The sequence below is a fragment of the Streptomyces sp. NBC_00038 genome (assembly GCF_026343635.1).
Classification (GTDB): domain Bacteria; phylum Actinomycetota; class Actinomycetes; order Streptomycetales; family Streptomycetaceae; genus Streptomyces.
In genome coordinates, this window is sequence record NZ_JAPELQ010000001.1 from 9,184,307 (window position 1) to 9,207,852 (window position 23,546).

At 70.3% G+C, this 23,546-nt stretch carries 18 protein-coding genes; 11 read left to right on the plus strand and 7 right to left on the minus strand.

Translation table 11 applies throughout. The features are described from left to right. Positions 1-177: 177 nt before the first annotated feature. A complete protein-coding gene (locus OG219_RS41150) occupies positions 178-4,029 on the plus strand; it encodes a BTAD domain-containing putative transcriptional regulator (RefSeq protein WP_266835523.1) in 3,852 nt (1,283 codons plus the stop codon). A gap of 30 nt (positions 4,030-4,059) precedes the next feature. Here OG219_RS41150 and OG219_RS41155 read toward each other — a convergent pair whose 3' ends face one another. Beyond that, positions 4,060-4,731 (minus strand): ScbR family autoregulator-binding transcription factor, encoded by a 672-nt coding sequence (locus OG219_RS41155; protein WP_266835524.1) that lies wholly within the window; start codon positions 4,729-4,731, stop codon positions 4,060-4,062. Positions 4,732-4,912: 181 nt separating this feature from the next. Here OG219_RS41155 and OG219_RS41160 point away from each other — a divergent pair, with 181 nt between their 5' ends. The 3 genes from OG219_RS41160 (at position 4,913) to OG219_RS41170 (ending at position 7,976) form a co-directional block, all read left to right on the plus strand. Beyond that, positions 4,913-5,872, plus strand: coding sequence for a ScbA/BarX family gamma-butyrolactone biosynthesis protein (locus tag OG219_RS41160; RefSeq protein ID WP_266835525.1), 960 nt, complete (start codon positions 4,913-4,915; stop codon positions 5,870-5,872). A gap of 222 nt (positions 5,873-6,094) precedes the next feature. Further along, positions 6,095-7,267, plus strand: coding sequence for an acyl-CoA dehydrogenase family protein (locus OG219_RS41165; RefSeq protein WP_266835526.1), 1,173 nt, complete (start codon positions 6,095-6,097; stop codon positions 7,265-7,267). After that, entirely contained in the window at positions 7,260-7,976 is a 717-nt protein-coding gene (locus tag OG219_RS41170) for an HAD family phosphatase (protein ID WP_266835528.1), read from the plus strand. Before OG219_RS41165 ends, OG219_RS41170 begins: the two co-directional genes overlap by 8 nt. 38 nt (positions 7,977-8,014) lie before the next feature. Here OG219_RS41170 and OG219_RS41175 read toward each other — a convergent pair whose 3' ends face one another. Beyond that, entirely contained in the window at positions 8,015-8,551 is a 537-nt protein-coding gene (locus tag OG219_RS41175; RefSeq protein ID WP_266835530.1) for a TetR/AcrR family transcriptional regulator, read from the minus strand. Positions 8,552-9,043: 492 nt separating this feature from the next. Here OG219_RS41175 and OG219_RS41180 point away from each other — a divergent pair, with 492 nt between their 5' ends. From OG219_RS41180 to OG219_RS41205, 6 genes are all read left to right on the plus strand, one after another. Continuing rightward, positions 9,044-10,066, plus strand: coding sequence for a substrate-binding domain-containing protein (locus OG219_RS41180; protein WP_266835532.1), 1,023 nt, complete (start codon positions 9,044-9,046; stop codon positions 10,064-10,066). Positions 10,067-10,279: 213 nt separating this feature from the next. Then, positions 10,280-12,736: a nitrate- and nitrite sensing domain-containing protein gene (locus OG219_RS41185; protein WP_266835534.1), complete on the plus strand. Its 2,457-nt coding sequence runs from the start codon at positions 10,280-10,282 to the stop codon at positions 12,734-12,736. An 11-nt stretch (positions 12,737-12,747) separates the two neighbouring features. Further along, positions 12,748-13,176, plus strand: coding sequence for a roadblock/LC7 domain-containing protein (locus OG219_RS41190; RefSeq protein ID WP_266835536.1), 429 nt, complete (start codon positions 12,748-12,750; stop codon positions 13,174-13,176). 1 nt (position 13,177) lies between these two features. Next, positions 13,178-13,534 (plus strand): DUF742 domain-containing protein, encoded by a 357-nt coding sequence (locus OG219_RS41195; RefSeq protein WP_266835538.1) that lies wholly within the window; start codon positions 13,178-13,180, stop codon positions 13,532-13,534. Next, complete coding sequence (locus tag OG219_RS41200) at positions 13,521-14,144, plus strand: ATP/GTP-binding protein (protein ID WP_266835540.1); 624 nt, start codon at positions 13,521-13,523, stop codon at positions 14,142-14,144. Before OG219_RS41195 ends, OG219_RS41200 begins: the two co-directional genes overlap by 14 nt. A 159-nt stretch (positions 14,145-14,303) precedes the next feature. Further along, positions 14,304-16,928, plus strand: coding sequence for a LuxR C-terminal-related transcriptional regulator (locus OG219_RS41205; protein WP_266835542.1), 2,625 nt, complete (start codon positions 14,304-14,306; stop codon positions 16,926-16,928). Positions 16,929-16,952: 24 nt separating this feature from the next. Here the strand turns inward: OG219_RS41205 and OG219_RS41210 are convergent, their stop codons facing one another. The 4 genes from OG219_RS41210 to OG219_RS41225 form a co-directional block, all read right to left on the minus strand. Beyond that, entirely contained in the window at positions 16,953-18,149 is a 1,197-nt protein-coding gene (locus tag OG219_RS41210) for a low temperature requirement protein A (protein ID WP_266835544.1), read from the minus strand. A gap of 18 nt (positions 18,150-18,167) precedes the next feature. Further along, positions 18,168-18,635, minus strand: a complete 468-nt coding sequence (locus OG219_RS41215) for a nuclear transport factor 2 family protein (protein ID WP_266835546.1) — start codon at positions 18,633-18,635, stop codon at positions 18,168-18,170. Positions 18,636-18,762: 127 nt separating this feature from the next. Then, positions 18,763-19,428 carry an NAD(P)H-binding protein gene (locus OG219_RS41220; protein WP_266835548.1) on the minus strand — a complete coding sequence of 222 codons (666 nt, stop codon included), beginning with the start codon at positions 19,426-19,428 and terminating at the stop codon, positions 18,763-18,765. A 215-nt stretch (positions 19,429-19,643) separates the two neighbouring features. Next, the gene (locus OG219_RS41225) at positions 19,644-20,201 is read right to left on the minus strand and encodes a DUF1062 domain-containing protein (protein WP_266835550.1); all 558 of its coding nucleotides are present in this window, start codon (positions 20,199-20,201) and stop codon (positions 19,644-19,646) included. A gap of 941 nt (positions 20,202-21,142) precedes the next feature. Between OG219_RS41225 and OG219_RS41230 the strand changes: the two genes are divergently transcribed. Beyond that, the gene (locus OG219_RS41230) at positions 21,143-22,927 is read left to right on the plus strand and encodes an ABC transporter ATP-binding protein (protein WP_266836412.1); all 1,785 of its coding nucleotides are present in this window, start codon (positions 21,143-21,145) and stop codon (positions 22,925-22,927) included. 48 nt (positions 22,928-22,975) lie between these two features. Here the strand turns inward: OG219_RS41230 and OG219_RS41235 are convergent, their stop codons facing one another. Further along, a complete protein-coding gene (locus tag OG219_RS41235) occupies positions 22,976-23,401 on the minus strand; it encodes an HPP family protein (protein WP_266835552.1) in 426 nt (141 codons plus the stop codon). Between the last annotated feature and the right edge of the window lie 145 nt (positions 23,402-23,546).

Sequence of the window (23,546 nt, forward strand, 5' to 3'; positions counted from 1 at the left end):
CTCCCTCCTGATGGCTCCGCTGCCGGGCGCCCCACGTCGCCCGGCGGGAACGACTGTGCGCGCCGGCGCTTCGGAGAGACTTCGGAGCCGCTGACGGTTCGCTGACGGTCGACCGTCGTCGCAGGTGGGCGCCCCTGCATCCGGGTCCGCCGCAGCCGGACATGTACGGTTGCCCGCATGCGGTTCGGGGTGCTCGGGGCACTTGTGGTGTGGGACGACGCGGGGGAGACGGTCAGGGTCCCCGAGCTCAAGGTCCGGGCACTGCTGGCGGATCTGCTCACGCACGACGGGAAGCCGGTCTCCGCCGACCGCCTCGTCCAGGACCTTTGGGGCGACGAACCGCCGGGCAAGCCGTCCGGCGCACTCCAGGCCAAGGTCTCCCAACTGCGCCGGGTCCTCGGCCGGGACCGTGTCGTACGGCAGGCCCCCGGCTATCGTCTGCGGCTCGACCCCGCGGCCGACGAGGTGGACGCCGTCCGCTTCCACGCCCTCGTGGCCGAGGCCCGCCCCGTCCGGGACCCGCACGCCCGGGCCGCGCTGCTCACCGAGGCTCTCGACCTGTGGCGGGGGCCCGCCTACGCCGACTTCGCCGACGAGGAGTTCGTACGGGGGGCCGTGCGGCGCCTCACCGAGCAGCGGCTGTCCGTGCTGGAGGAGCAGGCCGAGGCCCGCCTCGAGGCCGGGGACCACGTGCTCCTCGCCGGCGAACTGGCGGACCTCGTGGCCAGTCACCCCCTGCGGGAGCGTCTGCGCGCCCTCCAGATGAGGGCGCTCTATCTGACCGGCCGCCAGAGCGAGGCCCTCGCCTCCTACGAGTCCCTGCGATCCCGCCTCGCGGAAGACCTCGGCGTCGACCCTGGCCCTGCGCTCAGCGCACTCCATCAGGCGGTGCTGCGTCAGGATGCGGGGTTGGGGCAGACGGTCGGCATGGCGGCCGGTACGGGGGTGCGGGCACCTGGGGTGGGTGCGGTGGCGCCGGGTGCGGGCGCGGCGGGGCCGGGCACGGACGGTCCGGCAGCGGGTGCGGGTGTGACTTCACGTGGTGAGGCCGGGGTTGACCCTGGCGGTGCCGCGAGGGTGTCAGGTGCGGCGACGACGGCTCCGGGCGCGGGTTTGACTTCACCCGGTGAGGCGGCGGTTGACGCCGGTGGCGCTGCGAGGGTGTCAGGTGCGGCCGCGTCGGCTGCGGGTGCGGGTGTGACTTCACGCGGTGGGGCTGTGGTTGACCCTGGCGGTGGGGCGAGGCTGTCCGATTCGGCCGCGTCGGCACTGGGCGCGGGTGTGACCTCACCCGATGGGGCCGTGGCTGACTCCGGCGGTGCTGCGAGGGTGTCAGGTGGGGCCGCGTCGGCTTCGGGCGCGCGTGCGACCTCACCCGGTGAGGCCGCGGCTGACCCCGGCGGTGCTGCGAGGCTGTCCGATACGGCCACATCGGCACCGGCCGATACGCCTACAACGGCACCGGCCGATACGGCTACTTCGGCACCGGCCACGCCCGTTCCCGCCCCCGGTACCACCGCCCCGCCCCCCGCCCTCACCCCACCGACTCCGAATCCCCTCACGACCCCCCACTCGAACCTCCCCATCCCCCTGACCCCCCTCATCGGCCGCGCCGTAGCCCTGACCCGTCTCGCCCAACTCCTCACCGCCGCCCGCCTGGTGACCCTCACCGGCCCCGGTGGCGTGGGCAAGACCCGGCTCGCGGGGGCGGCGGCCGGGACGGCGGGGGTGGACGAACTCCCCGACGGCGTCTGGCTCGTGGAGTTCTCCGGGGTCCGGGGCGGTACCGCCGCCGACCTCGCCCAGGTCGTGGCCTCCGCTCTCGGGATCCGGGACGACGCCCCGTCCGCACTGCCGGGCGCCGGGGCCGGGGCGCCCTCGCAGTCCCCTGCGCACCGCCTCGCCGCCGTCCTGCGGGACCGCCGCACCCTGCTCGTCCTGGACAACTGCGAGCACGTCGTCGACGCCGCCGCCGAACTCGCCGAGCTGCTGCTGAGCACCGCGCCCGGGCTGCGGGTACTGGTCACCAGCCAGGAACCGCTCGGCTTGGCGGGCGAGGCCGTGTTCCTCGTGGAGCCGCTCGGAACCGACGACGCCGTACGGCTGTTCACCGAGCGTGCCTCCGCCTCCGCCCCTGGCTTCCCGCAGGACCCGGACGCCGCCGACCCGGCCGACCGCGCAGCCGTCGCCGAGATCTGCCGCCGCCTCGACGGTATCCCGCTCGCTCTGGAGCTCGCCGCCACCCGCGTACGCGCCCTGGGCGTAAGGGAGTTGGCGGCCCGGCTCGGCGACCGGTTCAGGATCCTGACCGCCGGGCAGCGCGGTGCGCCCGCCCGTCAGCAGACGCTGCGGGCGATGATCGACTGGAGCTGGGAACTGCTCAGCGCGCCCGAGCGCATCGTCCTGCGCCGCCTCGCCGTGCACAGTGACGGCTGCGACCTGGCCGCCGCCGAAGCGGTGTGCGCGGGCGACGGCGTGGCGCGCGAGGAGGTCCTCGACCTGGTGACCCGGCTCGTCGACCGGTCGTTCGTGGTCGTCGTGGAGGGCCCCGTCGGACCCCGCTACCGGCTCCTGGAGTCGGTCTCCGCGTACGCGATGGAGCGCCTGCACGAGATGCAGGATCTCACCGCCGTACGCGACCGCCATCTGCGCCATTACCTCGCGCTCGCCGAACGTGCCGAGTCCCGGTTGCGCTGTGCGGGCCAGCGGTCCTGGCTCGCCCGCCTGGACGCGGACGCCGGCAATCTGCGCGCGGCGCTCGACGAGGCCGTGCGCCGCGCCGCCGACGGACAGCCCGACGAGGCCGTACGACTGGCCACCGCACTGTCCTGGTGGTGGCTGCTGCGCGGCCGCCTCACTGAGGCACGCCGCAGACTCTCGACCGTCCTCGCCGCCACTCCCGACGGCGCCGCCCCCGAACTCGCCCTGGTGCACGCCGCGTTCGCGCTGCTCACCGGCGACCCCACGGAGGCGACGGCGACGGCGGCGGCCGACGCCGTCCCCGATCCGGTACGCCGGGCCCGCGCCCTCTGGCTGTGCGCGTACGGCCTGTTCAGCGCGGGCGAGGCGACTGCGAGCGCGGAGCTGAACGCCCGGGCCCTCGACCTCTTCGACTCGGCCGGCGAGCAATGGGGTACGGCTGCCGCGCTCGGCCTGCGGGCCACCCTCGCTCTGGTCCGCGGCGATTTCGGCGCACTCGGCCGGGACGGGCTGCGCAGCGCCGAGCTCTTCGGTGAACTGGGCGACCGGTGGGGCGAGTTGCAGACCGTGTCACCGCTGGCCGCGCTCGCCGAGATCAAGGGCGAGTACGACGAAGCGGCCCGCCTTCAGCGGGAAGGGCTGCGCATGGCACGGGAGTTGGGCCTGGAGGCGGAGGTGTCGGCGCGGCTGTCCGGGCTCGGCCGGCTCGCACTGCTCGCCCGCGACTGGGACCAGGGCCGGGACCTGCACGAACAGGCGCGCCGCAGCGCCGCCGAACAGGGCTACAGGTACGGCGAGATCCACGCCGAGATGGGCCTCGCACTCGGCGCCCGCCGCTCGGGCGACCTCGACGCGGCACAGGCGCACCTGCTGCACATCCGCGACGGTCACGCCGACGTCTCCTCGGAGGCGGGCGACCATCTGCTCCTCGCGGAACTCGGCTTCATCGCCGAAGTCCGCGGCGACGCCGGCCAGTCGGTCCGCCATCACCTGCACGGCCTGGACGTCGCCCGCTCCCTCGGCGAACCGCGCGCCCTCGCCCTGTCCCTGGAGGGCCTCGCGGGCGCGGCGTCGCTGGGCGGACCGGGGACGTCGGCCGAGTGTGCCGCGCTGCTGCTCGGGGCGGCGGACGCGGCCCGCCGTGGGGTGGGCGCCCCGCTGCCGCCGGCCGAGCGCGGCGACGTCGACCGCGTCGCGGCAGCGGCACGGGCGGCCCTGGGCGGACCGGCGTTCACGGAAGGCTTCGAGCGCGGCGCGCGGCTGACCGCCGAGGAGGCGGTGCGTCATGCCCGTACGGCCCTCGACTGGCCGAAGAACACGGCTGGTTGAGGTCCGTCACACGGTTCGGTGTCCGGAGCCTCAACATCGTCGTGGCGCGGACGGACACATCTCGATGTCCTCCTCGGCCGACGGAATGATCGTCCGCACCAGCGCGGTCGTGCGCTCCACCAGGTCGGCACGGTCGTCGAGCACCCACGAGATGTGCTGGGCGCCGAAGAAGGCGGAGACCAGAACGGTGGCGAGCGTGTCGGGCGCCGGGAGTTCGTCCCGTGCGCCCGTCTCGCGATCCCTGGCCAGCCACGAGGCGATCAGCTCGGTGTACCCCTGGAAGGGCAACGGAAGCCGGATGCCGATCAGTTGGCGTTCGAGCTGTAGTCGTGCCCCGGCCTGCAGGACCGTCTCGTCGCGGAACGCCGTGGCCGTCCGCAGCAGAAGCTCGGCCACGGAGCCGATGGGAGAGAGGGCCAACTCCTCGACCGCGTCGGCGATCTCGCCGATCCGGCGGTAGAACAGGTCGGTCACCGCGAGCGCGAGGGCGTCCTTGTTCTCGTAGTGGAAGTAGACGGCACCCTTCGTCATGCCGGCTGCCTCGGCCACGTCCAGGATCGTGACAGCGGGATAGCCCTTGGCCGCGAACGCCTGGGCGGCGGCGGTGAGTATGCGCTCCCTCGTGCGTACCGCCCGCTCCTGCTTCAGCTCCCTGGTGCCCGCGGGGAGTTGAGGGCCGAAAGCCTCGCCGGCGATTCCCATGATGATCCACTTTCGCTCTTTTGAAGAAACCTGCTCGAAGGTATATTTGGCGCCCGGGGGGCAGGCTGCGTCGGCTTGACCCGATTTTTAGGGGGAGACGAGGATGTTCCAGGGCCGACTACGGCGAGAAACTCCAGGTGAACCGGCCCGTCCGGATCCGGAGCTCGACTTCCAGCGGACGGTGTCCCGACGCCTCGTGCACCGGGCCGCCGTGGCGGAGGTCTTCGTCACGGATGCGGTGGTGCTCGGCGAGGACCACTTCCTGATCGGCAGCCAGTGGCCGCGCGACCACACGCTCTACCATCCCGATGCCCAGCGCAGGAGCGACCCCTTGCTGTTCGCCGAGACGATCAGACAGGCGCTCGTCTACCTCGCCCACTGGCACTACGGAGTCCCGCTGACCCACCGCTTCGTGGGGTACGACATGGACTTCGAGATCACCGACCCGGGCGCCTTGTGTGTGGGCGGCCGACCCTTGCCGGTGGAGCTGGAGGCGCGCTGGCAGTGGACCGACCGCAGGCCGCCCCGCCGCTACGGCGCCCGTCTCGAGGTGGCGCTCTCCGTCGGCGGCCGGAGCTGCGGCCGCGGCAGTCTGCGGATCGTCGCGCTCGACGAGCGCAGCTATCGGATCATCCGCGGGCGCATCGGCGGAGCCGAGTCCGCCGCCGTCCCGCCGGAGGAGCCGAGCCTGCGCCTGGAACCGGGCCTGGTCGGCCGACTGCGGAACAAGGACAGTGTGCTGGCCCCCGGTTCGTCGGCCGCCGAATGGCTGCTGAGACCGGACCTCGATCACGCCATTCTCTTCGACCACCCCACCGACCACCTGCCGTTGATGGTCCTGCTGGAGGGTTTCCGCCAGCTCGGCCACCTGATGACCCATCCAGCGGCGCGTCCCGGCGGTCCCGCGCTCACGCTCGTGTCGGCGGCCGTCGACTGTCTGGCCTTCGGCGAAGTCGACGTGCCCACCCGCCTCGTCGTTCGCGAGGACGTGACGGCCGTGGACCCATGGGCCGAACGCCGACTGCGCCTCGACGCACTCCAGGACGACACGTTGATCGCGAGCTGCGGTTCGGTGTGGACCCCGATGCGACCGGCGACGGCAGGGGAACGTCCGGTCGGTCTGCCCGTGCCCTGTGCCTGAAGCCTGAGGGCGGACGTCGCCGTCCCGCACGGGAACGCACCAACTCCCCACGGCCCGCCTCCTCTTGTTGGCTCCGGCATGGTCGGCGAGCCGCCACATACCGTCGGGAAGGAATTGTACTGAAGCGTGGCCAAAAATCGAAGGCCTCTCGGTACGCGCTTTCCATGCCGGGCGACATGTCTCAACAGCCCACGCCTGATGGCCGATTGACAGAAGGACGTCATGACTGACGCCGAAATACGACGAGTTCGCGCCACGCCGCGCGGTCAAGCCGGCGCGCTGAACCCGGAAGCCGTTCGGCGGGCGGCCGACACGGCCCGTCAGGACACCCGCGAGGCCCAGCGCGAGCGGCGGCTGACACCGGGGACGGTCGCCGCCCTGGAAGCCGCGGGCTTCGCACGCCACTTCGTTCCCCGGCGCTGGGGCGGCGAGGAAGGGACGTTCGGCGAGGTGTTCCGCGCGGCCGCCGCGGTGGGAGAGGGATGTGCCTCGGCCGCATGGTGCGCGGTGTTGTGGGCGGCACACGGGCGGTTCGCGTCGCTGCTGCCCGAGGAGGGCCAGAAAGAGATCTGGGGCGAGGGCCCCGACGTGCGGATCGCCGCCGCCCTCATGCCACGGTCCGGCAGCGCGTCCAGGACGCCAGGAGGCTGGCTGCTGCACGGCGAGTGGGACCTGGCCAGCGGCGTCGAGAGCGCCCACTGGATCCTGCTGGTCGCGCCGGAGGCGACGGAGCCGGACCGTCCGGCACGCCTCTTCGCTGTCCCGAGAAGCCTGGTGACCGTCCACGACACCTGGAACGCCACAGGGCTGCGCGCCACCGGCAGCAACACGGTCCTCCTCGACGCGACCGTGGTACCCGACACCCGCAGCATCCCCTTCGCCAGGTTGTTGGCCGGCGACGACACGGGCGCGCCCCGGTGCCACGCGGCGCCCGCCCATCTCGCGGGCGGCCTCATGTTCTGCGCGCCCGCGGTCGGCGCCGCCCGCCGCGCCCTGGCCGTCTGGACCCGGTGGGCCAGGGCGGCCGCCCCCGGTGACGTACGGCCCCTGGACCGCCCGTCCGTGCAGGAGCGTCTGGCCCGCTCGGCCGCCGAGATCGACGCGGCCGAGCTGATGCTGCGTACCGCTGCGGAAAGGGCGGACACCGAACCGATCACCCAGCAGGCGGTCGCCGTCAACCGCCGGGACGCCGCCGTGGCCGTGGACTGGCTGGCCACCGCGGTCGACCGGCTGTTCCGCACCGGCGGCGCCCATCTCCGGGACGCGGACGGCGAGTTGCACCGGCACTGGACGGACGTCCTGACCGTCGCCTCGCACGGCGCACTGCGCCTGGAACCCGCCGCAGAGGCCTTCGCCCGCTCCCTCGACACGGTCGGCGGGTCCGACGATGCCTGACGCGCCCCGCCGGCTGGTTTTCAGCGACGTCGACGAGACGTTGATCAGCGGCAAGAGTCTGTTCGACTTCCTGGACTTCTACTTCGCCGCCCGGCACGGCACCGACGGAACCCGGCACGCGGCCGGAACGCGGCGTCGTATCGCCGCCCTGGTGGCTGGAGGCGCCCCGCGCGAGGTGGGAAACCGCGCGTACTACGAAGCCTGGAGGGGCGAACGCCTCGACGTCGTGACGGCCTGGGGAGCCACCTGGTTCGAACAGCGCAGAACCACGCCGGGTTTCTACCTGGCGGCCACGCACACGGCGCTGCGCGAGCACCGGAAGGCCGGGGACCGAATCGTCCTGGTCTCGGGCTCCTTCCCGGCGGTGGTGGACCCCGTCGCGGCCGACATCGGCGCCTGCCATGTGCTCTGCACCCGCCCCGAGGTGAGGGACGGGATCCTCACCGGAGCGGTGGTCGGAGAGCCGTGCATCGGGGAGGGCAAGCGGAGGGCGGTACGGGGCCTGGCCGAGGACTACCCGGACATCGACCTGGCCGACTGCTACGGGTACGGAGACCATCTGTCCGACCTGCCGATGCTCACGGAGGTCGGACACCCGGTTGTGGTGGGCGGCAGCGCGGAGTTGCTGGCGCGGATTCCCGGGGCTCGGGTTCTGCCGGTGGGCGCGTTGGTCCGAGACCCCGGGGGAGTGGGAGCCGCCGGGCGGTGACTGCCGTCGTTCCGCCCTCCATCCGCCTCGCTCCGCCGTCACTCCGTGTCGTTGACGGAGAGCAACTGCCAGACCTGGCAGACCTGTTCGGCGCTGTCGCCGAATCCGGTCGCCGGTGCGGTGTAGTACATCCCGAACATCAGGGCCACGACGAGTGAGCTGATCAGTTCGGGATGCTGCCGGGTGGTCAACTGCTCCTTCTCCTGGGCGTCGCCGACGAGCCGGGTGAGCGCGGCCGACAGGTCGACGATGACGGCCGGAACCCGTCCCTGAGTACAGGCCTCCTCGGACGCGAGCCGGAGGCCGGCGCGGAAGCGCAGGTCCGACTGCATACGGCGGACGAAGCCGATCGTGACGTGGCGCAGGCTCGTCAGCGGTGGGTCGCCCTCACCGATCTCATGGAGCAGCTCGTGCCCCACCTGGTCGAACGCGGCGGTGAACTCGGCGGCAAGAGCGTCCTTTGACGGGAAGTGGGCGTACAACGCCCCCTTGGTCATGCCGACATGGGCTGCGATGCGCTGGAGATTGGCGCCCGCGTAGCCATGGCGCGAGAACTCGTCGGCGGAGGCGTCCAAGAACCGCTCGTGAGTCCTCGAAGCCCTGTCCTGTTTCACGATGATGCCCTTCCGTGGTCACGCGGTCACCCGCAATAACAGTCGCCGAAGAATCTTTTCCTGCCGACGGACCGCGTACAAGCCTGGGATGGGATTACGGCTCAGTTGTGACCGCGGTTCTGGGGACCGCTCTGGCGGAACCGTGCCTGGGATCGCTTGAGCCCCGATCCTGGCCGCGCTCGCCGCCGAGCCGCCCACCGCCAGAACTGACCAGCGGATCAGTACGGAGGGAGGGCAACGATCGCCTGGAAGCCCGGCGGGTGTGCCTGACCCCGCGTCTCAGGCATGATCTGCCGGACACCCTAAGCAGGTGCTCACTTGACTACCAGGCGTCACACGCGCTTTGCTCCGGCCAGTGATAGTCGGACAGTCGGTCCACATCTCGCCGACGGTCGTAGCGACTTGACACCCCCCATCTGCTTGCCCGGCCGCACAGCGAGGTGCTGCACCACCATGAACATGACTCCCTCAAGTCACCTTTCTGACAGTTCCGCGCGCGGCACGGCCCTGGCAGCGGCCATCGCCGCCGTCTGTCTGCTCGCCGCCGGCTGCTCCTCCTCCGGCGGGTCGGAATCCGGCAGCGACGCCGCCCCGGCCGGCCAGGCGGACACTCCCCGGCTCACGGTCGCCCTGATCACCCACAGCGCCCCCGGGGACGTGTTCTGGGAGCTGGTGCAGAAGGGCGCCCAGGCGGCGGCCGCGAAGGACAACATCGAGCTGACGTACACGAACGACCCCGACGCCACAGGTCAGGCGAACCTGGTGCGGGACGCGGTCGCCGACCAGGTCGACGGCATCGCGGTGACCCTGGCCAAGCCGGAAGCCATGAAGAGCGCGGTCGACCAGGCCAAGGCGGCGGGCATACCCGTCGTCGGCCTCAACTCCGGTATCGAGGCCTGGCAGTCGGAGGGACTGCTGGAGTACTTCGGCCAGGACGAAAGCGTCGCCGGCCAGGCCGTCGGCGACAAACTGGACGCCTACAAGGCCAAGCACGCCCTGTGTGTCATCCACGAGCAGGGCAACGTCGCCCTGGAGGCACGCTGCGCCGGTGTGAAGAAGACATTCGGCGGCGAGACCGAGAACCTCTACGTGAACGGCGCCGACATGGACACGGCGACCGAGGCCATCGCGGCCAAGGTGGGGCAGGACCCGACCATCGATGAAGTCGTCACGAACGGGGCCGGTTTCGCACTCGCGGCGGTGAAGTCCGTGAAGGAGGCGGGCAGCAAGGCCAAGATCGCCACGTTCGACCTCAACACGGACCTGGTCAAGGCCGTGCAGTCGGGGGATGTGCAGTTCGCGGTGGACCAACAGCCCTATCTGCAGGGCTATCTCGCCGTGGACTCGCTCTGGCTCTACAAGACCAACGGCAATCTCAGTGGCGGCGGACAGGCCCCGGTACTCACCGGTCCGGCGTTCGTCACCAAGGAGAACGTCGCCGCGGTCGCAGCGTTCGCGGCCAAGGGGACGCGCTGATCCGCCGCCGTCAGGTAACAGCGTGACCAAGGTTTGGGGTACTCACCGTGTGTACGGTCACTTGTACGGATAGCATCCTGCACACCCCACTGTGTTGTACGGACATACGGTCACCCGCCGCGCTCGTACAAATCCCCGCCCCCGCTGACCATCCCCGTTCGCTCACTCTCTCCTCGCTGCCCACATCCGCTTGTTGATCGCCCTAGGACGACCATGTCTCCACGGACAGGTGCCCGGCGCCGTCTCGGTTCCATACGACTCTCGCTGATCCTGCTGGCTCTGGTCCCCAGCGTCACCCTCGCCGCCATTTGGGGTGTGACGACGATCCAGATGTTCTCCGAGGGTCTGCGGCTGCTGGACCAGACCGGGTTGAGCAAGTCGACCGGAGCCATGGGCACCGACGCGACGCTCGCGCTGCAGCAGGAACGCAGCCTGTCGGCCGTACTGCTGGCCTCGCCCGGCAGTTCCCGGACCGCCCTGGACGAGCAGCGGAAACGTACCGACGAAGAGGTCGCTAAACTGGTCGGTGAGTCCGACGCGATCCAGAAGGCCCCCGAGCGGATCTCCGACCGGATGTACTCGGTCATCGCCTCGATGGGGAGCCTGGAGTACTACCGGGGCCAGGTGGACAACCCCACCAACATGAGCGCCGACCAGGCGCTGGCCCAGTACACCTCGATCATCGACGACCAGATCCACGCCTTCCAGGAGCTCTCCCAGGTCGACGACGGGGACCTCACCTCGCAAGCGGGGCCGCTCATCGCCCTTGAGCACTCGGCGGAGCTGGTCTCCCAGGAGGACGCCCAACTGCACCTGGCCTGGCCGTCGGGGAAGGTCGACGAGAAGGCCTGGGACCAATACGCGCAGCTGGTCAACGTACGGCGCTGGCTCGTCGAGGACCAGCTCCGGCCCTCGCTGCGCGGCACGTTGAAGACGCAGACCGAGCGGATCCTGGAGAGCCCGGAGTGGAAGGCCCTGGAGTCCGTCGAGGACCAGGTCCTCGCGGCCCGGGCCAAGGGCCTCACCGATGGCCGTGAGATCGCTCTTCCGGACGCGCAGAAGCAGTGGAACGCCGCACTGGACAAACTCTCGGACGAGTACACGAACCTCATCCGCCAAGAGACGGCCGCACTGCTCGAACGCAGTGACGACAAGGCGCAGGGACTGCTGATCAAAGCGGCCTCGCTGAGCGCCGGCGGACTCGTCGCCCTGCTGGTGTGCGTCGTGATGTCGTGGCGCATCACCCGGTCCCTCTCCCGTCGCCTGCGCGGACTGCGGATCGCCACCCTCAGCCTGGCGGAGGAACGGCTGCCCGACGTGGTCGCCCGGCTCGACCGCGGCGAGAAGATCGACATGGAGTCCGCCGCGCCTCCGCTGGACTACGGCAGGGACGAACTCGGCCAGGTGGCACAGGCGTTCAACACCGCGCAGCGCACGGCCGTGCACACCGCGGTGGAGCTCGCCGACACCAGACGCGGCTTCCAGAAGGTGATCCTGGGCATCGCCCGGCAGAGCCAGAACCTGGTCAACCTGCAGCTCAGCAAGCTCGACACACTGGAACGCGAGCACCAGGACCCGCAGATCCTCAAGGGCCTGTACGAACTCGACTCCAACGCAAGCCAGTTGCGCCGGTACGAGGAGAACCTCGTCATCATCAGCGGCGGGCAGCCCCGGCGCAGCTGGACCGAACCGGTCGCGCTGATCGACATCCTGCGCAGTGCCATCGGTGAGATCGCCGAGTACCAGCGGGTCGAGGTGCACACCGACGAGGACGTGTTCCTCACCCCGCCCGCGGTGGCGGACGTCATCCATCTGCTGGCCGAACTGATCGACAACGCGACCGTGTACTCGCCCGCGCCCAGCCCGGTCGGGATGCGGGCCGGGATGGTGGCCAAGGGCCTGGCCGTCGAGATCGAGGACCGCGGACTGGGTATGTCCGAGGAGGACTACGCGGCGTTCAACGCCCAGTTGGCGGTGCCCCCGCAGTTCGACGTGGTGGCGCTGGCCGACGACCTGCGGCTCGGCATGTTCGTGATCGCCCGGCTCGCCACCCGGCACGGTATCGCCGTCACGTTGCGCTCCTCGCCGTACGGAGGGACCACCGCGATCGTGCTCATCCCGCACGACATCGTGGTGCGGGAGCCCGGCGACTCCCTTTCCACGGACGCGTCGACGGCGGACTCGGCGGGTTCCCCGGCCCAGGAGCCGGCCGCAGCCGTGCAGAGCTCCACCGCAGACGCTCCCGGCCCGGAGCGGCAGACCCACGAGCGCTCCGGGGAGAGCCAGCCCGTCGCCCGAGCTCGGCCGGCCACCGCTTCCCCGGCCGGGTCCGCCCCCGACTCCGGTATGCCCCACCCGGACTCGGGTACCGCCGGGCGACTGGGGTCCCCCCGCTCGAGCGAAGCCGAGGGAGAACTTTCTCCGCTGCCGCGCCGGGTACCGCAGACCAGCCTGGCCGCCGAGCTGCGGGAGGACTCGGGGCCCGACGCGGTCGCCGACGATTCCTTCGAGGACTTCAGCGCCGAGCGCGCGGCCTCCTCCCTCGCCGGCTTCCAGCGCGGAACGCTCCAGGCGCGTGACGACGTCACGGATACGACGGACGACCAAGGGGAACAAGCCGCACCGGAAGGCGCATCCGTCACCTCGACTCCGCCCGCAGACCGCTCATGAAGGACAGAGAAATGACACGTCCAGTCCCCGCCACACACAGCCAGCTCGACCAGCTGCTCACCGGACTGGTGGAACGGGTCGCCGAGGTGAACCAAGCCGTCGTGCTCTCCGAGGACGGACTGGTCGTCAGCAGGTCCACGGGGTTCCTGCGCGACGACGCCGAGCGGCTGGCGGCGACCGCGTCCGGCCTGATGAGCCTCAGCAAGGGCGTCAGCATGGACTTCCGGGGCGGCCCCGTGCGCCAGGCGCTCATCGAGATGGCCAACTGCTATCTGATACTCAGCACGGCCGGCCCCGGCGCCCACCTCGCGGTGCTCACCAGCCAGGGCGCGGACGTCGGCGTGGTCGCGTACCAGATGAACATGCTGGTGAAGAAGATCGGCGAGCACCTCAGTGCGGCACCCCGTGCCGGCGTCGCCATCACTGACAACGGCGAGTGAGGTGAACGGAGGCGACGCGGCGGGCCGTCTGGTACGGCCGTTCACACTGACCGGCGGTCGGACCCGGCCCAGCCGTGCCGACTTCACCCTCATCACGATGGTCACCGCGGTGGACCCGCCGCCCGATCGGGCCGGCCGGCCGCAGCCCGAGCACGCGCGGATTCTGCGGCTGTGCGCGAAGCCGGTCGTCGTGGCGGAACTCGCCGCCCAGCTCGACCTGTCGGTGAGCGTCGTCTGCATCATGCTGTGCGATCTGCTGGAGGAGGGCCGGATCATCGCCCAGGCGCCGCGCCAGATCTCCCGAACCTCGGACATGGACCTGCTGCAGAAAGTGAGGGACGGCCTTGGCCGGCTCTGACCCCGTCACCCGGGGGACCTCGGCACCCGGAGCACCCGACACGGTCAAGATCCTGATCGCCGGAGGATTCGGTGTCGGCAAGACGACCATGGTCGGGTCGGTCAGCGAGATCGTCCCGCTGCGCACCGAGGAACCGCTGACCTCGGCCGGCCTGGGCGTCGACGACCTCGACGGCATCCCGGAGAAGCACGCCACCACCGTGGCCCTGGACTTCGGCCGGATCACGCTCAGCCAGGAACTGATCCTCTACCTCTTCGGCACGCCCGGGCAGCAGCGGTTCTGGTTCATGTGGAACGACCTCGCCATCGGCGCTCTCGGTGCGGTGGTCCTCATCGACGTACGCAGGCCGAAGTCCAGCTTCGCCGCGATCGACTTCTTCGAGCGGCGGAACATCCCGTTCGTCGTCGGTGTCAACGGCTTCCACGGAAAGCATCCGTACGACCCCGAGGAGATCCGCGACTCCCTGGCCCTGCCGGAGGGAACTCCCGTACTCCTCTGCGACGCCCGGGACCGGGAGTCGTGCCGGGACGTACTGATCGCCCTGATCGACCAGTTGATCGTCACCGCGGCCCCGAACAACGGAAACGGCAGGGCCGGCCGGAGCGTGTGACGCTCACGACCGCCGGTGGACGTCCGGCCCGCTGCCCGGGGCATGGCAGTGTCCTGTCGTCGGGCCGTCTTGGTCCCGGCCGCGCCGGTGAGGTGTCGTCAGTGGATTCGGGTGATCTCTTCGGAATACGCTGACGGCTCGCCTGGAGGAGAATGCGCGATGGCTGATGGGCCGGGCAGCAGAGTCGGGTTGATCGATCGGCACGATCTGGTCGCCACCCTGGACCTTGCCGCGCGTCGGCGAGTGACGATCATCTCGGCGCCCGCGGGCAGCGGGAAGACGTCCTTGCTGCGGGCCTGGGCCGACTGGGCCCGTAAGGAGCGTCCCATCGCGTTCGTCTCCGTACGGTCGGGCCGGCACGACGCGCAACTGTTCTGGCTCGACCTGGTCGGCGAGATCCGCGGTGCTCTGAACAAGGCGGCCGAACCGCCGCACGCGACGCCCGGCTTCGACGGCGGCGCCATGATGAACCGGGTCCTGACCGAGCTCGCCGAGACCGACGATCCCATCACGCTGGTCATCGACGATCTTCACGAGCTCGACTCGACGGAGGCCATCGAACAGCTCACCTCGCTTCTGACCCGCCTTCCCCGCCACGCGCACGCGGTCCTCGCCACCCGCCGCGATCTTCCCCTGAGGCTGCACAGACTGCGTCTCACGGGCGACCTGGCCGAGATCCGCGGCCCGCAGCTGCGCTTCGCCGAGACCGAGACCCGCGCGTTGCTGGCGGCGTCCGGTCTGGAGCTGCCCGACCACCTGACCGCGACGCTGCAACAGCGCACCGAGGGCTGGGCCGCCGGCCTGCGGCTCGCGGCGCTCTCCCTGGCCGGCCACCCCGACCCCGAGCGTTTCGTCGCCGAATTCTCGGGCAGCGACCGCACCGTGGCCGAGTACCTGACGGCCGAGATGCTGGAGCGGCAGCCCAAGGACGTCCAGCGACTGCTCCTGCGTACCTCCGTGCTGGACCGGGTCAACGGCGAGCTCGCGGACCTGCTCACCGGTTCGATCGGCTCGGAGCGGATCCTTCTCGAACTGGAGGACGCGAACGCCTTCGTCGTATCGCTCGACCCCGAGCGCACCTGGTTCCGCTACCACCACCTGTTCGGCGGCCTTCTGAGGCTGGAACTACGCCGGACACAGCCCGAAGAGCTGCCCGAACTGCACAGGCTCGCGGCGCGTTGGCTGGTCGGGCGCACGCGGATCGCCGATGCCATCGAGCATCTGCAGGCCGCGGGGGACTGGTCCGAGGCGGCTCATCTGCTCACCGACCACGCCCTGAGCCTGACCCTGGACGGCCAGGCGGACACCGTCCAGGCGCTGCTGGATTCCTTCCCCGCCAGGACGTACGAGAACGAGCTGGCGCTGGCCCACGCGACAGCCGACCTCAACCGGCTCCGCCTGGACGAGGCGTCCGCCCATCTGGAGATGGCGCGAACCCACGCCAGAACAGCGCCGCCGGATCGCGGCAATCGCCTCACCATGGCGATCGCCTCCCTTGAACTGCTTCTGGCGCGGCTGCGAGGCCATTTCGACGGCGTGTTCGAACTCGTGGATTCGCTGCCGTCACCCGCGACCGGCCGGTCCGACGCCGACATCGCCCTCGGCAGCGATCTGCGCGCCGTCGCGCTGCTCAATCTCGGTGTCACGGAGGCGTGGTTGCTGCGGCTCTCGGACAGCGAGCGCCACCTCACGGAGGGCGCCGCCCTCGCCCGCGCCATCGAACGTCCCTACCTCGAAATCGCCTGCCTAGCGCACCTCGGTTTCTCCGCCACAGTCCACTCCTTCGGCCTGGCCCGTCGACGCTGCGAGGAGGCGATCGCGGTGGCCACCCGGCAGGGCTGGGACGAACTTCCAGTCATCGTCCCCGCGCTGGCGACGCTCGCCGGGGCCAAGATCTGGACGGGCGAGTTCGACGACGGTGCACGCTGGCTGGAGCGCGCCACGGAGGCCGGCAGGTCGGGCGCCGAACCGGGGATCCGGCTGCTCCTGCACCTCGTCGCCGGGGTGCTGCACGCCGCGCGCGGCCGCAACGACCTGGCGCTGGAGGAGTTCGACGCCGCCACGCGGGTGAACGCTCTCATGGTCGGGGAGCACGCGCTGACGGCTCGGGTGGCGTCCTGGACGATCGCCACGCAGGCGCGGCTCGGGTTGCTCGAAGAGGCCCGGGCCGGGCTCGCGATGGTCACGGACAGGCAGCTGGCCAGAGGCGAGCTCTGCAACGCGATCGCGACGCTCCGCCTCGCCGAGCACGACCCCGTCGCCGCACAAAAGGCGCTCCAACCCGTGCTGGAGGGAACCGCGCCCGTAAACCCGCATCTCACCCTGATCGAGGCCCACCTCCTGGACGCCCTCGCTCATCACGAACTGGGCGAGCAGAGCGCGGCAGGGGCCGCCGTCGAGCGGGCACTCTCCCTCGCCGAGCCGGACCGGCTGGTCCTCCCGTTCGCCATGACCGGTGCCTGGCGACTGCTGGAAACGGTGCTGACGGGGGGTACGGCGGGCAATGCACACAGTGCGCAGATCACCGGCATCCTCAACGCCGTGCACGGCCACGCCGACGCCGACCGGGACCGGGCCGAGCCGCTCAGCCCGAGCGAACTCCGTGTGCTGCGCTACCTGCCGAGCAACCTGACCCGGCAGGAGATCGCCAATGAGATGACGGTCTCGTTGAACACCGTCAGCACGCACATTCGCAACATCTACGCCAAGCTCGGCGTCACCGACCGCTCGGCGGCCGTGCAGCGCGGCCGTGAGCTGCGCCTTCTGCCCGGCGGCAGGGCCTGAGATACCGGACGGGGACGCGGCGGGCTACTCCCGGACGGCGTCGTTCGCAGTCTGGCGGATGACGGCGACGCCCCAGGGCATGCCGAGCAGGACGACAAGGGCCAGCCCGAGCGGCAGCGGAGCCGGGCGTACGAAGGCAAGAGCCAGGCACAGGACGCCCACGATGGCGCAGGTGCGGGCGACGGAGTGATAGAAGGCTCGGTCGTCGCGCCATGCATCGAGGCTCGCCGCCAGAGCCATCGCCGCGCCGAGCGCGACGACCGTGGCGACGCACAGCAGCCACGCGACGGGGGCCGCGGTACGCCCGTCGTGGGCGTGTTCCACCAGCCCCGGCATGCTCGCGCCCATGGCGGTCACGGCCGCCGTCAGAGGCAGATGGGCCAGGATCCACTGGACGGTCGCCGCACGGGTCGGCCGCGGCGGGCGGTGCCCGACGAAGTCGAAGTACGTCCACCACGCGCCGAACCCGATCACGACGGCGACGAGGCCTACAGCGATCGTGAGGGCGTTCGCGGGCTCGTGGGCCAGCCCGTCGACCACACCGAGCACCGTCTCTCCGAGCACGATGATGGTGAACAGACCGAACCGCTCGATGAGCGCGGGCGTGACGGTGAGACCGGGCGTCGCCGTCCCGATCATGACGCCGAAGCCCACGAGATAGACGAGGTCAAGGAGCAGCCAGACCGCGAGGCAGCCGTCGGCCGGCAGCGAGGCCGTCGACGCCAGCAGGACCGCACAGGCCGCGGTCCCGGCCACGAACACGAGACCGGAGCGGCGGTACTCCGCAGTCGTGCCGCGCCCGGCGAGACGCCAGACCAGGGCGAGGACCGCGAACAGCACTGCGGCGCTGACCGAGAAGGCGAAGCCGCCCGAGCCGCCGGCCTCGAGGATGAACGCACCCAGCGGGACCATGGCGAGAATCTGCACGAGCAGCACCGTCCGGCCCCGGGCGTCCTCGCGGCCGTGCAGGTCGTGGTAGAGGCTGCCGTTGAGCCAGACGATCCAGATCAGCGTGAACACCGCGGCGAACTCCGCGAGCCCGCGCCAGTTCAGATGCCCCGACAGATGATGGGCGGTCTGGCCGACCAGCACGACCACGACCAGGTCGTAGAACAGTTCCAGCGGGCTGACGGCGCGTTCGAGCGGCTGCTCGCCGTGCGGGCGCGGCGGCTGCCACAGCCGGTGGCGCAGCCGCGCCCAGCGTTCGAGTGCCTCGGGCATGGTGGGCGTGGGTCCGGATCAGAGCTGAAGGGGCCGTGTATCGGTCCAGTTGACCAGGAGACGGCGCTCGGCGAACAGCCACTCTCCCTCCCGCTTGACCATCGTGTCGAGGTAGCGGATCGAGGCGACCATCATCGTCCGCGAGCCGTCGTCGGCCTCCGTCAGATGATGGGCCAGGCAGTACGATTCCCCGCTCGCGCGGTCGCCTTCCCACTCGATCGTGCTCTGCCCGTTGAAGTGCATGGTGGCGGCGTACGCGTTGAGCGCGTCGAAGACCGGCGCCAGCGACTCGCGGCCGTGCAACTCCTGCGTCGGCTCTGGATCCCTCGCGTCCATGTACACCACGAAGTGGGTGTCCTCGGTGAACAGGGCCATCTGCCCCTTGGCGTCACGCCGGTCGGCGCAGTGCGCGTAGGCGTCGATCAGTTCGCGGAGGGCGAGCCGGTCGGCGGCCTCCGCCTCGGTGACTGACGTACGGATACTCACGGCGACATCTCCTCCACAGGCCGCGGCGCCTTCACTGCACGCCCAGTTCAGGATTGCCGCAGAGCAGGTGACCAGTCCTCACCGGATTCCGGTGATTCCCGCCGGACGGCCTGCCGCCCGTACGTCGCTACGCCCCGAGCCGGGTGATCTGGTCCGTCCGCAGAACGCGGGGTCCGGAACCGTCGAGCCGGGCAACGGCGATCATCGCCCGCCCGAGGTACTCGGTGCTGGTCACGTAGCGGGGCACCACGCGGCGCAGGAGCGGATACAGCCAGGACGTGAGCCGGTAGGCCACCCGGTACCACCGCGTTCCGGAGGTCTCCCCGTGGACGGGCTGGATCCATCCGGGGCGGAAGGCGTACGCGCGCATGTCCATGGCCATCAGCGCATTCTCCGTCCGGCCCTTCACCCGGGCCCAGAAGGCCCGCCCCCGCTCCGTGCTGTCGGTGCCCTCCCCCGACACGTACACGAATGTCAGGTGCGGATTGCCGGCCGCCACGACTCGCGCGGCCTCCAGGGTGTAGCCGTAGGTGATCCTCTCGTACTCCTCGCGACTGTGCCCCGCCGACGAGACTCCGAGGCAGTAGAAACACGCGTCCGCCCCTGACAACTGCGCTGCGATCGGGGTGAGATCGGAGAGGTCGGCGTGCCGGACCTCGCGCAGCTTCGGTGCGGTCCTGCCGAGCGGTCGCCGTACGACGGCGATGACCTCGGCCACCTCGGGATCTTCCAGGCATGCGCGCAGGACGCCTTGGCCGACCATGCCTGACGCCCCGAAGAGAACTACCTTCACGTCGACTCCGTTCCAGGTTTCGTACTTGAGGGTTCCATGATCTGCCGAAGCCGGGTACTGCGGCGACCCGTGTCCAGAGTCCCCGCCGGGCAGGTGAAAGGTCGCCACCGGAATTCGGTGATTCGCGCGTACGGCCACGTACCCGAGTGGCGCGTTCGGTGGACCAGGGCCTGTCCGGCGGGTCCTGCCGGACAGGCCCTGGTCCCTAGGAAGGCTCAGCGCTTGAGCGTGAAGGTGAAGTCGCCGGAGAGCTTGCCGCTCAGCCGGACTGCGGAGACGAGCTTCCCCTCCGTGATCAGTCGCTCGACCTCGGCCCGCGAAAGGCCGCAGCCTTCAGCGATCAGCCGCACCGGCCGGACAGGGATCCGCGCCGCAAAGCGGACCGACACATCGATCGCATCGCCCACCTTGCGGTCCAGGTGATCCGATCCGCCGGTGTCGAGGCGCCAGGCGTTGTCCCAGTCGAGGGCTATGCGATTACGGCGCTGCACGACCGGATCCTGGAGCAACTCAGCGGCCAGGCCAGGGTCGTTGTCATGCATCCGGTCCAGCAGCTCAGGTCGTACGGAGCGCACATTCATCCGCTCCACGACCGTGAGCTTGGCCGTGTCCCCGCAACCCGTGCAGAGCACGAGGAGCCAGGCGTCGAGGAGCTTGTGGTTTGCGTTGACGCGAAATTTGCCGTTTGCCCGGAAACGCTCGGACGCGCACGCGTGGCAACGGCGGAGAACAGTCGGCAGGCAGGTGGGCATGACCACCCAGCTATTGAGCACAGAAATACACCGATTTCAGTGAGAAGTCCGCAGCAAAAAGGAGCGCGGCGCACATGCGCGACGCGCGACAGATCAGCTCTCGGGGGGTCTCACAGGGTGTACAACGGCACGTCCTAACCCAGACGACTTGGCTCGGCAGCACGGTAACGGCGCGCAGCGGCCCCGTTCCACTGGTTTTTCGAACGCCCACGCAGGCCGGTGACGTCCCCGCGGAGGCGAGGAGCTGCTGCGCGCTGAGCGTGCGGACCGACTCCCGGTCGTCCGGGGGCGAGGCGCGACAGCTGATCGAGCCGATCACCGGCTGACGTCGAGAGCGGCAAGGAGAGAGCTCTCCCTGCCTTTTCCTTTCCTCTTAAACTCGCCTCAAGAAAGCCTCCTAATGTCTTCCGTGTCGAAGCCGGACGGCTTCGGCGAAAGGAACTACGCAGCAGTTGAGCTGCGCCTATGGAGGAATCGTGAGCTTCAAGAAGGTTGCCCTTGTCAAGCCCGCCAAGACGGCCAAGCCCGCCAAGGTGAAGCCCGCCAAGCCGGCCAAGACGGCGAAGGTCCGCAAGACCCGCCCGATCAAGTAGTCCGCGGTAAGCGGGCCTGCGACGGCCGGTCGCGGGCCCGCTTTCGGCATTTTGTGAGCGTGCTTTCTGGGCGTGACTTCTGGAATCGGGATATCGGGGAGTTTCCTTAAACCACCCTCAAGAAGGCCTCCTAGTGTTTCCATGTCAGAGCCCGATTCAGGAGTGGCAGTGGCCTTGAACGACGATCAGCAGACGATGCAACTGCGCCTGTCGCAGGCGTCGGTACCGCCCGTGAGAGGCCGTCACCGCCGAGCCGGTCTGCTGCGCCCTCACGGCACCCAGACGCTCGTGGGACTCCAACTGGAGCGTGTCGGCGTGGACCCCGCCGAGGCGGAGGGCGGTGACACGGACGCGGCGCCACAACTCACCATGCGGCAGGCATTCTCCCGTTTCTGGCCGCTGACGAAGGACGATCGGCGCTGGCTGGTGCTGATCTGCTGCTGTGTCATCGTGGCCGCGGTGTGCGAGACGGCGGCGATCCTGCTGTTCGGTGAACTGACCGACCACGCGCTCCAAAAGGGCTCACTCAGCGCGTTCTGGGTACCGGCGGGGCAGTGGCTGGCCGTCGCGGTCCTCGGCGCCGCTGTCGGATACGCCGGCAACTCGGCGGCCGTGTGGACCGCGGAGCGTTTCGTCATGCGGCTGCGTGCTCGAGTCTTCGGGCACGTCCAGGACCTCCCGCCGGACTTCTTCCAACGGCACCGGCAGGGCGACCTGGTGGAGCGGTTGACGGGGGACGTCGAATCCATCGAGGAAATGGTCGTCTCCGGCGTCGTCGGCATCGTCTCCGCGATCTTCAACGTCGTACTGTTCTCGGCTGCGGCCCTGTGGCTGCGCTGGGACCTGGCCCTCGCCACCTTCACCCTGGCCCCTGTCCTGTGGCTCACAGCCAGGAAGTTCTCCGCGCCCATCAAGTCGGTCGCACGCGATGAGCGCGTCGCCGACGGAGCCATCACCTCCGTCGTCGAGGAAGCACTCGGCAACGTCGTGCTCACCCAGGCCTACAACCTCAAGAACGCCGAGGAGAAGCGGCTGCGGCGCGAAGCCCGCGCATGGATGCGGGCCTCAGTGACCGGGGCACGCATGAGCGAACTCTACGAACAGGCCGTGGAAGTCATCGAGACGGTGTGCGTCCTCGGCGTGATCGGACTGGGCGCCTGGGAAATCTCCCAGGACCGCATGACCATCGGCCAACTCCTGTCCTTCGCCGCCTTCCTGGGCTACCTGTACCCGCCGCTGCGCAGCCTCGGCCAGCTCGGTCTGACCATCACCGCGGCCACCGCGGGCGCCGAACGGCTGCTGGAAATCCTCGACACACGGCCCGCCGTCTCCGACCCGCCCGCGCATCGGGCGAGCACCCCCTGGCGCGTGCACGGGACCGTACAACTCGACCGGGTCGGCTTCAGCTATCCGGGACAGGACGCGCCCACCCTCCACGACGTGTCCCTCACCGCACGGCCCGGTGAATTCGTCGTGGTCACCGGACCGAGCGGCGCGGGCAAGTCCACCGTCGCCAAGCTGCTCCTGCGCTTCTACGACCCCACCGAGGGAAGTGTCCGGCTCGACGGTGTCGCCCTGGACGCCGTACCGGTGTCCTTCCTGCGCGAACACGTCACCCTGCTGCCCCAAGAGACCTTGATCCTGCACGACACCATCCGCGAGAACATCGCCTGCGGCCGCCCCGGGGCCACCGAGCGGGAGATCGAGCAGTCGGCCCGCTCCGCGGCCGCCCACGGTTTCATCGCCGCACTCCCGGAGGGCTACGAGACCCCCATCGATCCCCACACCGCCCGGCTCTCCGGCGGGCAACTGCAGCGCATCGCGATTGCCCGCGCGATGCTCCGCGACGCGCCCGTACTGATCCTTGACGAGCCCACGACCGGACTGGACGCCCTGGCTGCCCGTCGGGTGATCGGCCCGTTGCGCGAGCTGATGTCCGGCCGTACGACCCTCATGATCACTCATGACCTTCAGCTGGCTCCGCAGGCCGACTGCATCGTCGTACTCGATCACGGGCGGATGGTGGAAAGCGGCACCCATCAAGAACTCCTCGCCCGCCGCGGGGTCTACGCGGAACTGCAAGGAGCACCGCACGGCGTCCGGCTCAAGAAGGCCGGACCCACCGACGCCCGTTTCAACGAGACGACCTGGTGACCGCCGTACGACCGCCCCCGCCACGCGGGGCCGCACGACGGTGCCGGCTCACCACCAAGAGGTGGGATAGACCTCTCGCTGCAGGCGGGCGGAGACCATCTGCACCGCGACGAGCAGTACCGCACCGGCGGCCAGCAGGGGTACGAAGCGTTCGGCGGGCGGGTGGGTGAGCATGATCATGACGGCGGTCGCCATGGCGGGTGGATGGGCCGCCTTGAGTACGAGCACGAGTCCGCAGGCGATGCCGCAGGCCACGGCCGCGGCCCAGGGACCGTGCCAGCCGAGGGCGAGCACCGCGAAGCAGACGAGGCAGGACAGCATGTGGCCGCCGATGACATGGCGGGGCTGCGCGAGAGGCGAGTCGGGAGTCGCGGTGACGATGGCCATGGTGGCCGCGAGCGGTGGCACAAGCACCGTCTGGTGAGTGAGCGCTCCCAAGGCGACCAACACGGCCAGCCCGACGGACGTGGTCACGGCCGCCGATGCGACCGTGCGCCGTGGCGGCCGTGGTTCGCCGGTCTCCCGCCGGCGAACGGGAGGCCGCTTCGCCAGGCGGGTCGGGGCGTTCATGGCTTCCGGTAGCCCGGGCGCGTCACACGCCATGAATGCGACATACCTG

What these genes read in the sequence shown, in the direction of transcription:
- OG219_RS41150 (WP_266835523.1), top strand. Translation starts at nt 178, where the DNA reads ATGCGGTTCGGGGTGCTCGGGGCACTTGTGGTGTGGGACGACGCGGGG.
- OG219_RS41155 (WP_266835524.1), bottom strand. Translation starts at nt 4,731, where the DNA reads ATGGGAATCGCCGGCGAGGCTTTCGGCCCTCAACTCCCCGCGGGCACC.
- OG219_RS41165 (WP_266835526.1), top strand. Translation starts at nt 6,095, where the DNA reads ATGACTGACGCCGAAATACGACGAGTTCGCGCCACGCCGCGCGGTCAA.
- OG219_RS41170 (WP_266835528.1), top strand. Translation starts at nt 7,260, where the DNA reads ATGCCTGACGCGCCCCGCCGGCTGGTTTTCAGCGACGTCGACGAGACG.
- OG219_RS41180 (WP_266835532.1), top strand. Translation starts at nt 9,044, where the DNA reads ATGAACATGACTCCCTCAAGTCACCTTTCTGACAGTTCCGCGCGCGGC.
- OG219_RS41185 (WP_266835534.1), top strand. Translation starts at nt 10,280, where the DNA reads ATGTCTCCACGGACAGGTGCCCGGCGCCGTCTCGGTTCCATACGACTC.
- OG219_RS41190 (WP_266835536.1), top strand. Translation starts at nt 12,748, where the DNA reads ATGACACGTCCAGTCCCCGCCACACACAGCCAGCTCGACCAGCTGCTC.
- OG219_RS41205 (WP_266835542.1), top strand. Translation starts at nt 14,304, where the DNA reads ATGGCTGATGGGCCGGGCAGCAGAGTCGGGTTGATCGATCGGCACGAT.
- OG219_RS41210 (WP_266835544.1), bottom strand. Translation starts at nt 18,149, where the DNA reads ATGCCCGAGGCACTCGAACGCTGGGCGCGGCTGCGCCACCGGCTGTGG.
- OG219_RS41230 (WP_266836412.1), top strand. Translation starts at nt 21,143, where the DNA reads ATGCGGCAGGCATTCTCCCGTTTCTGGCCGCTGACGAAGGACGATCGG.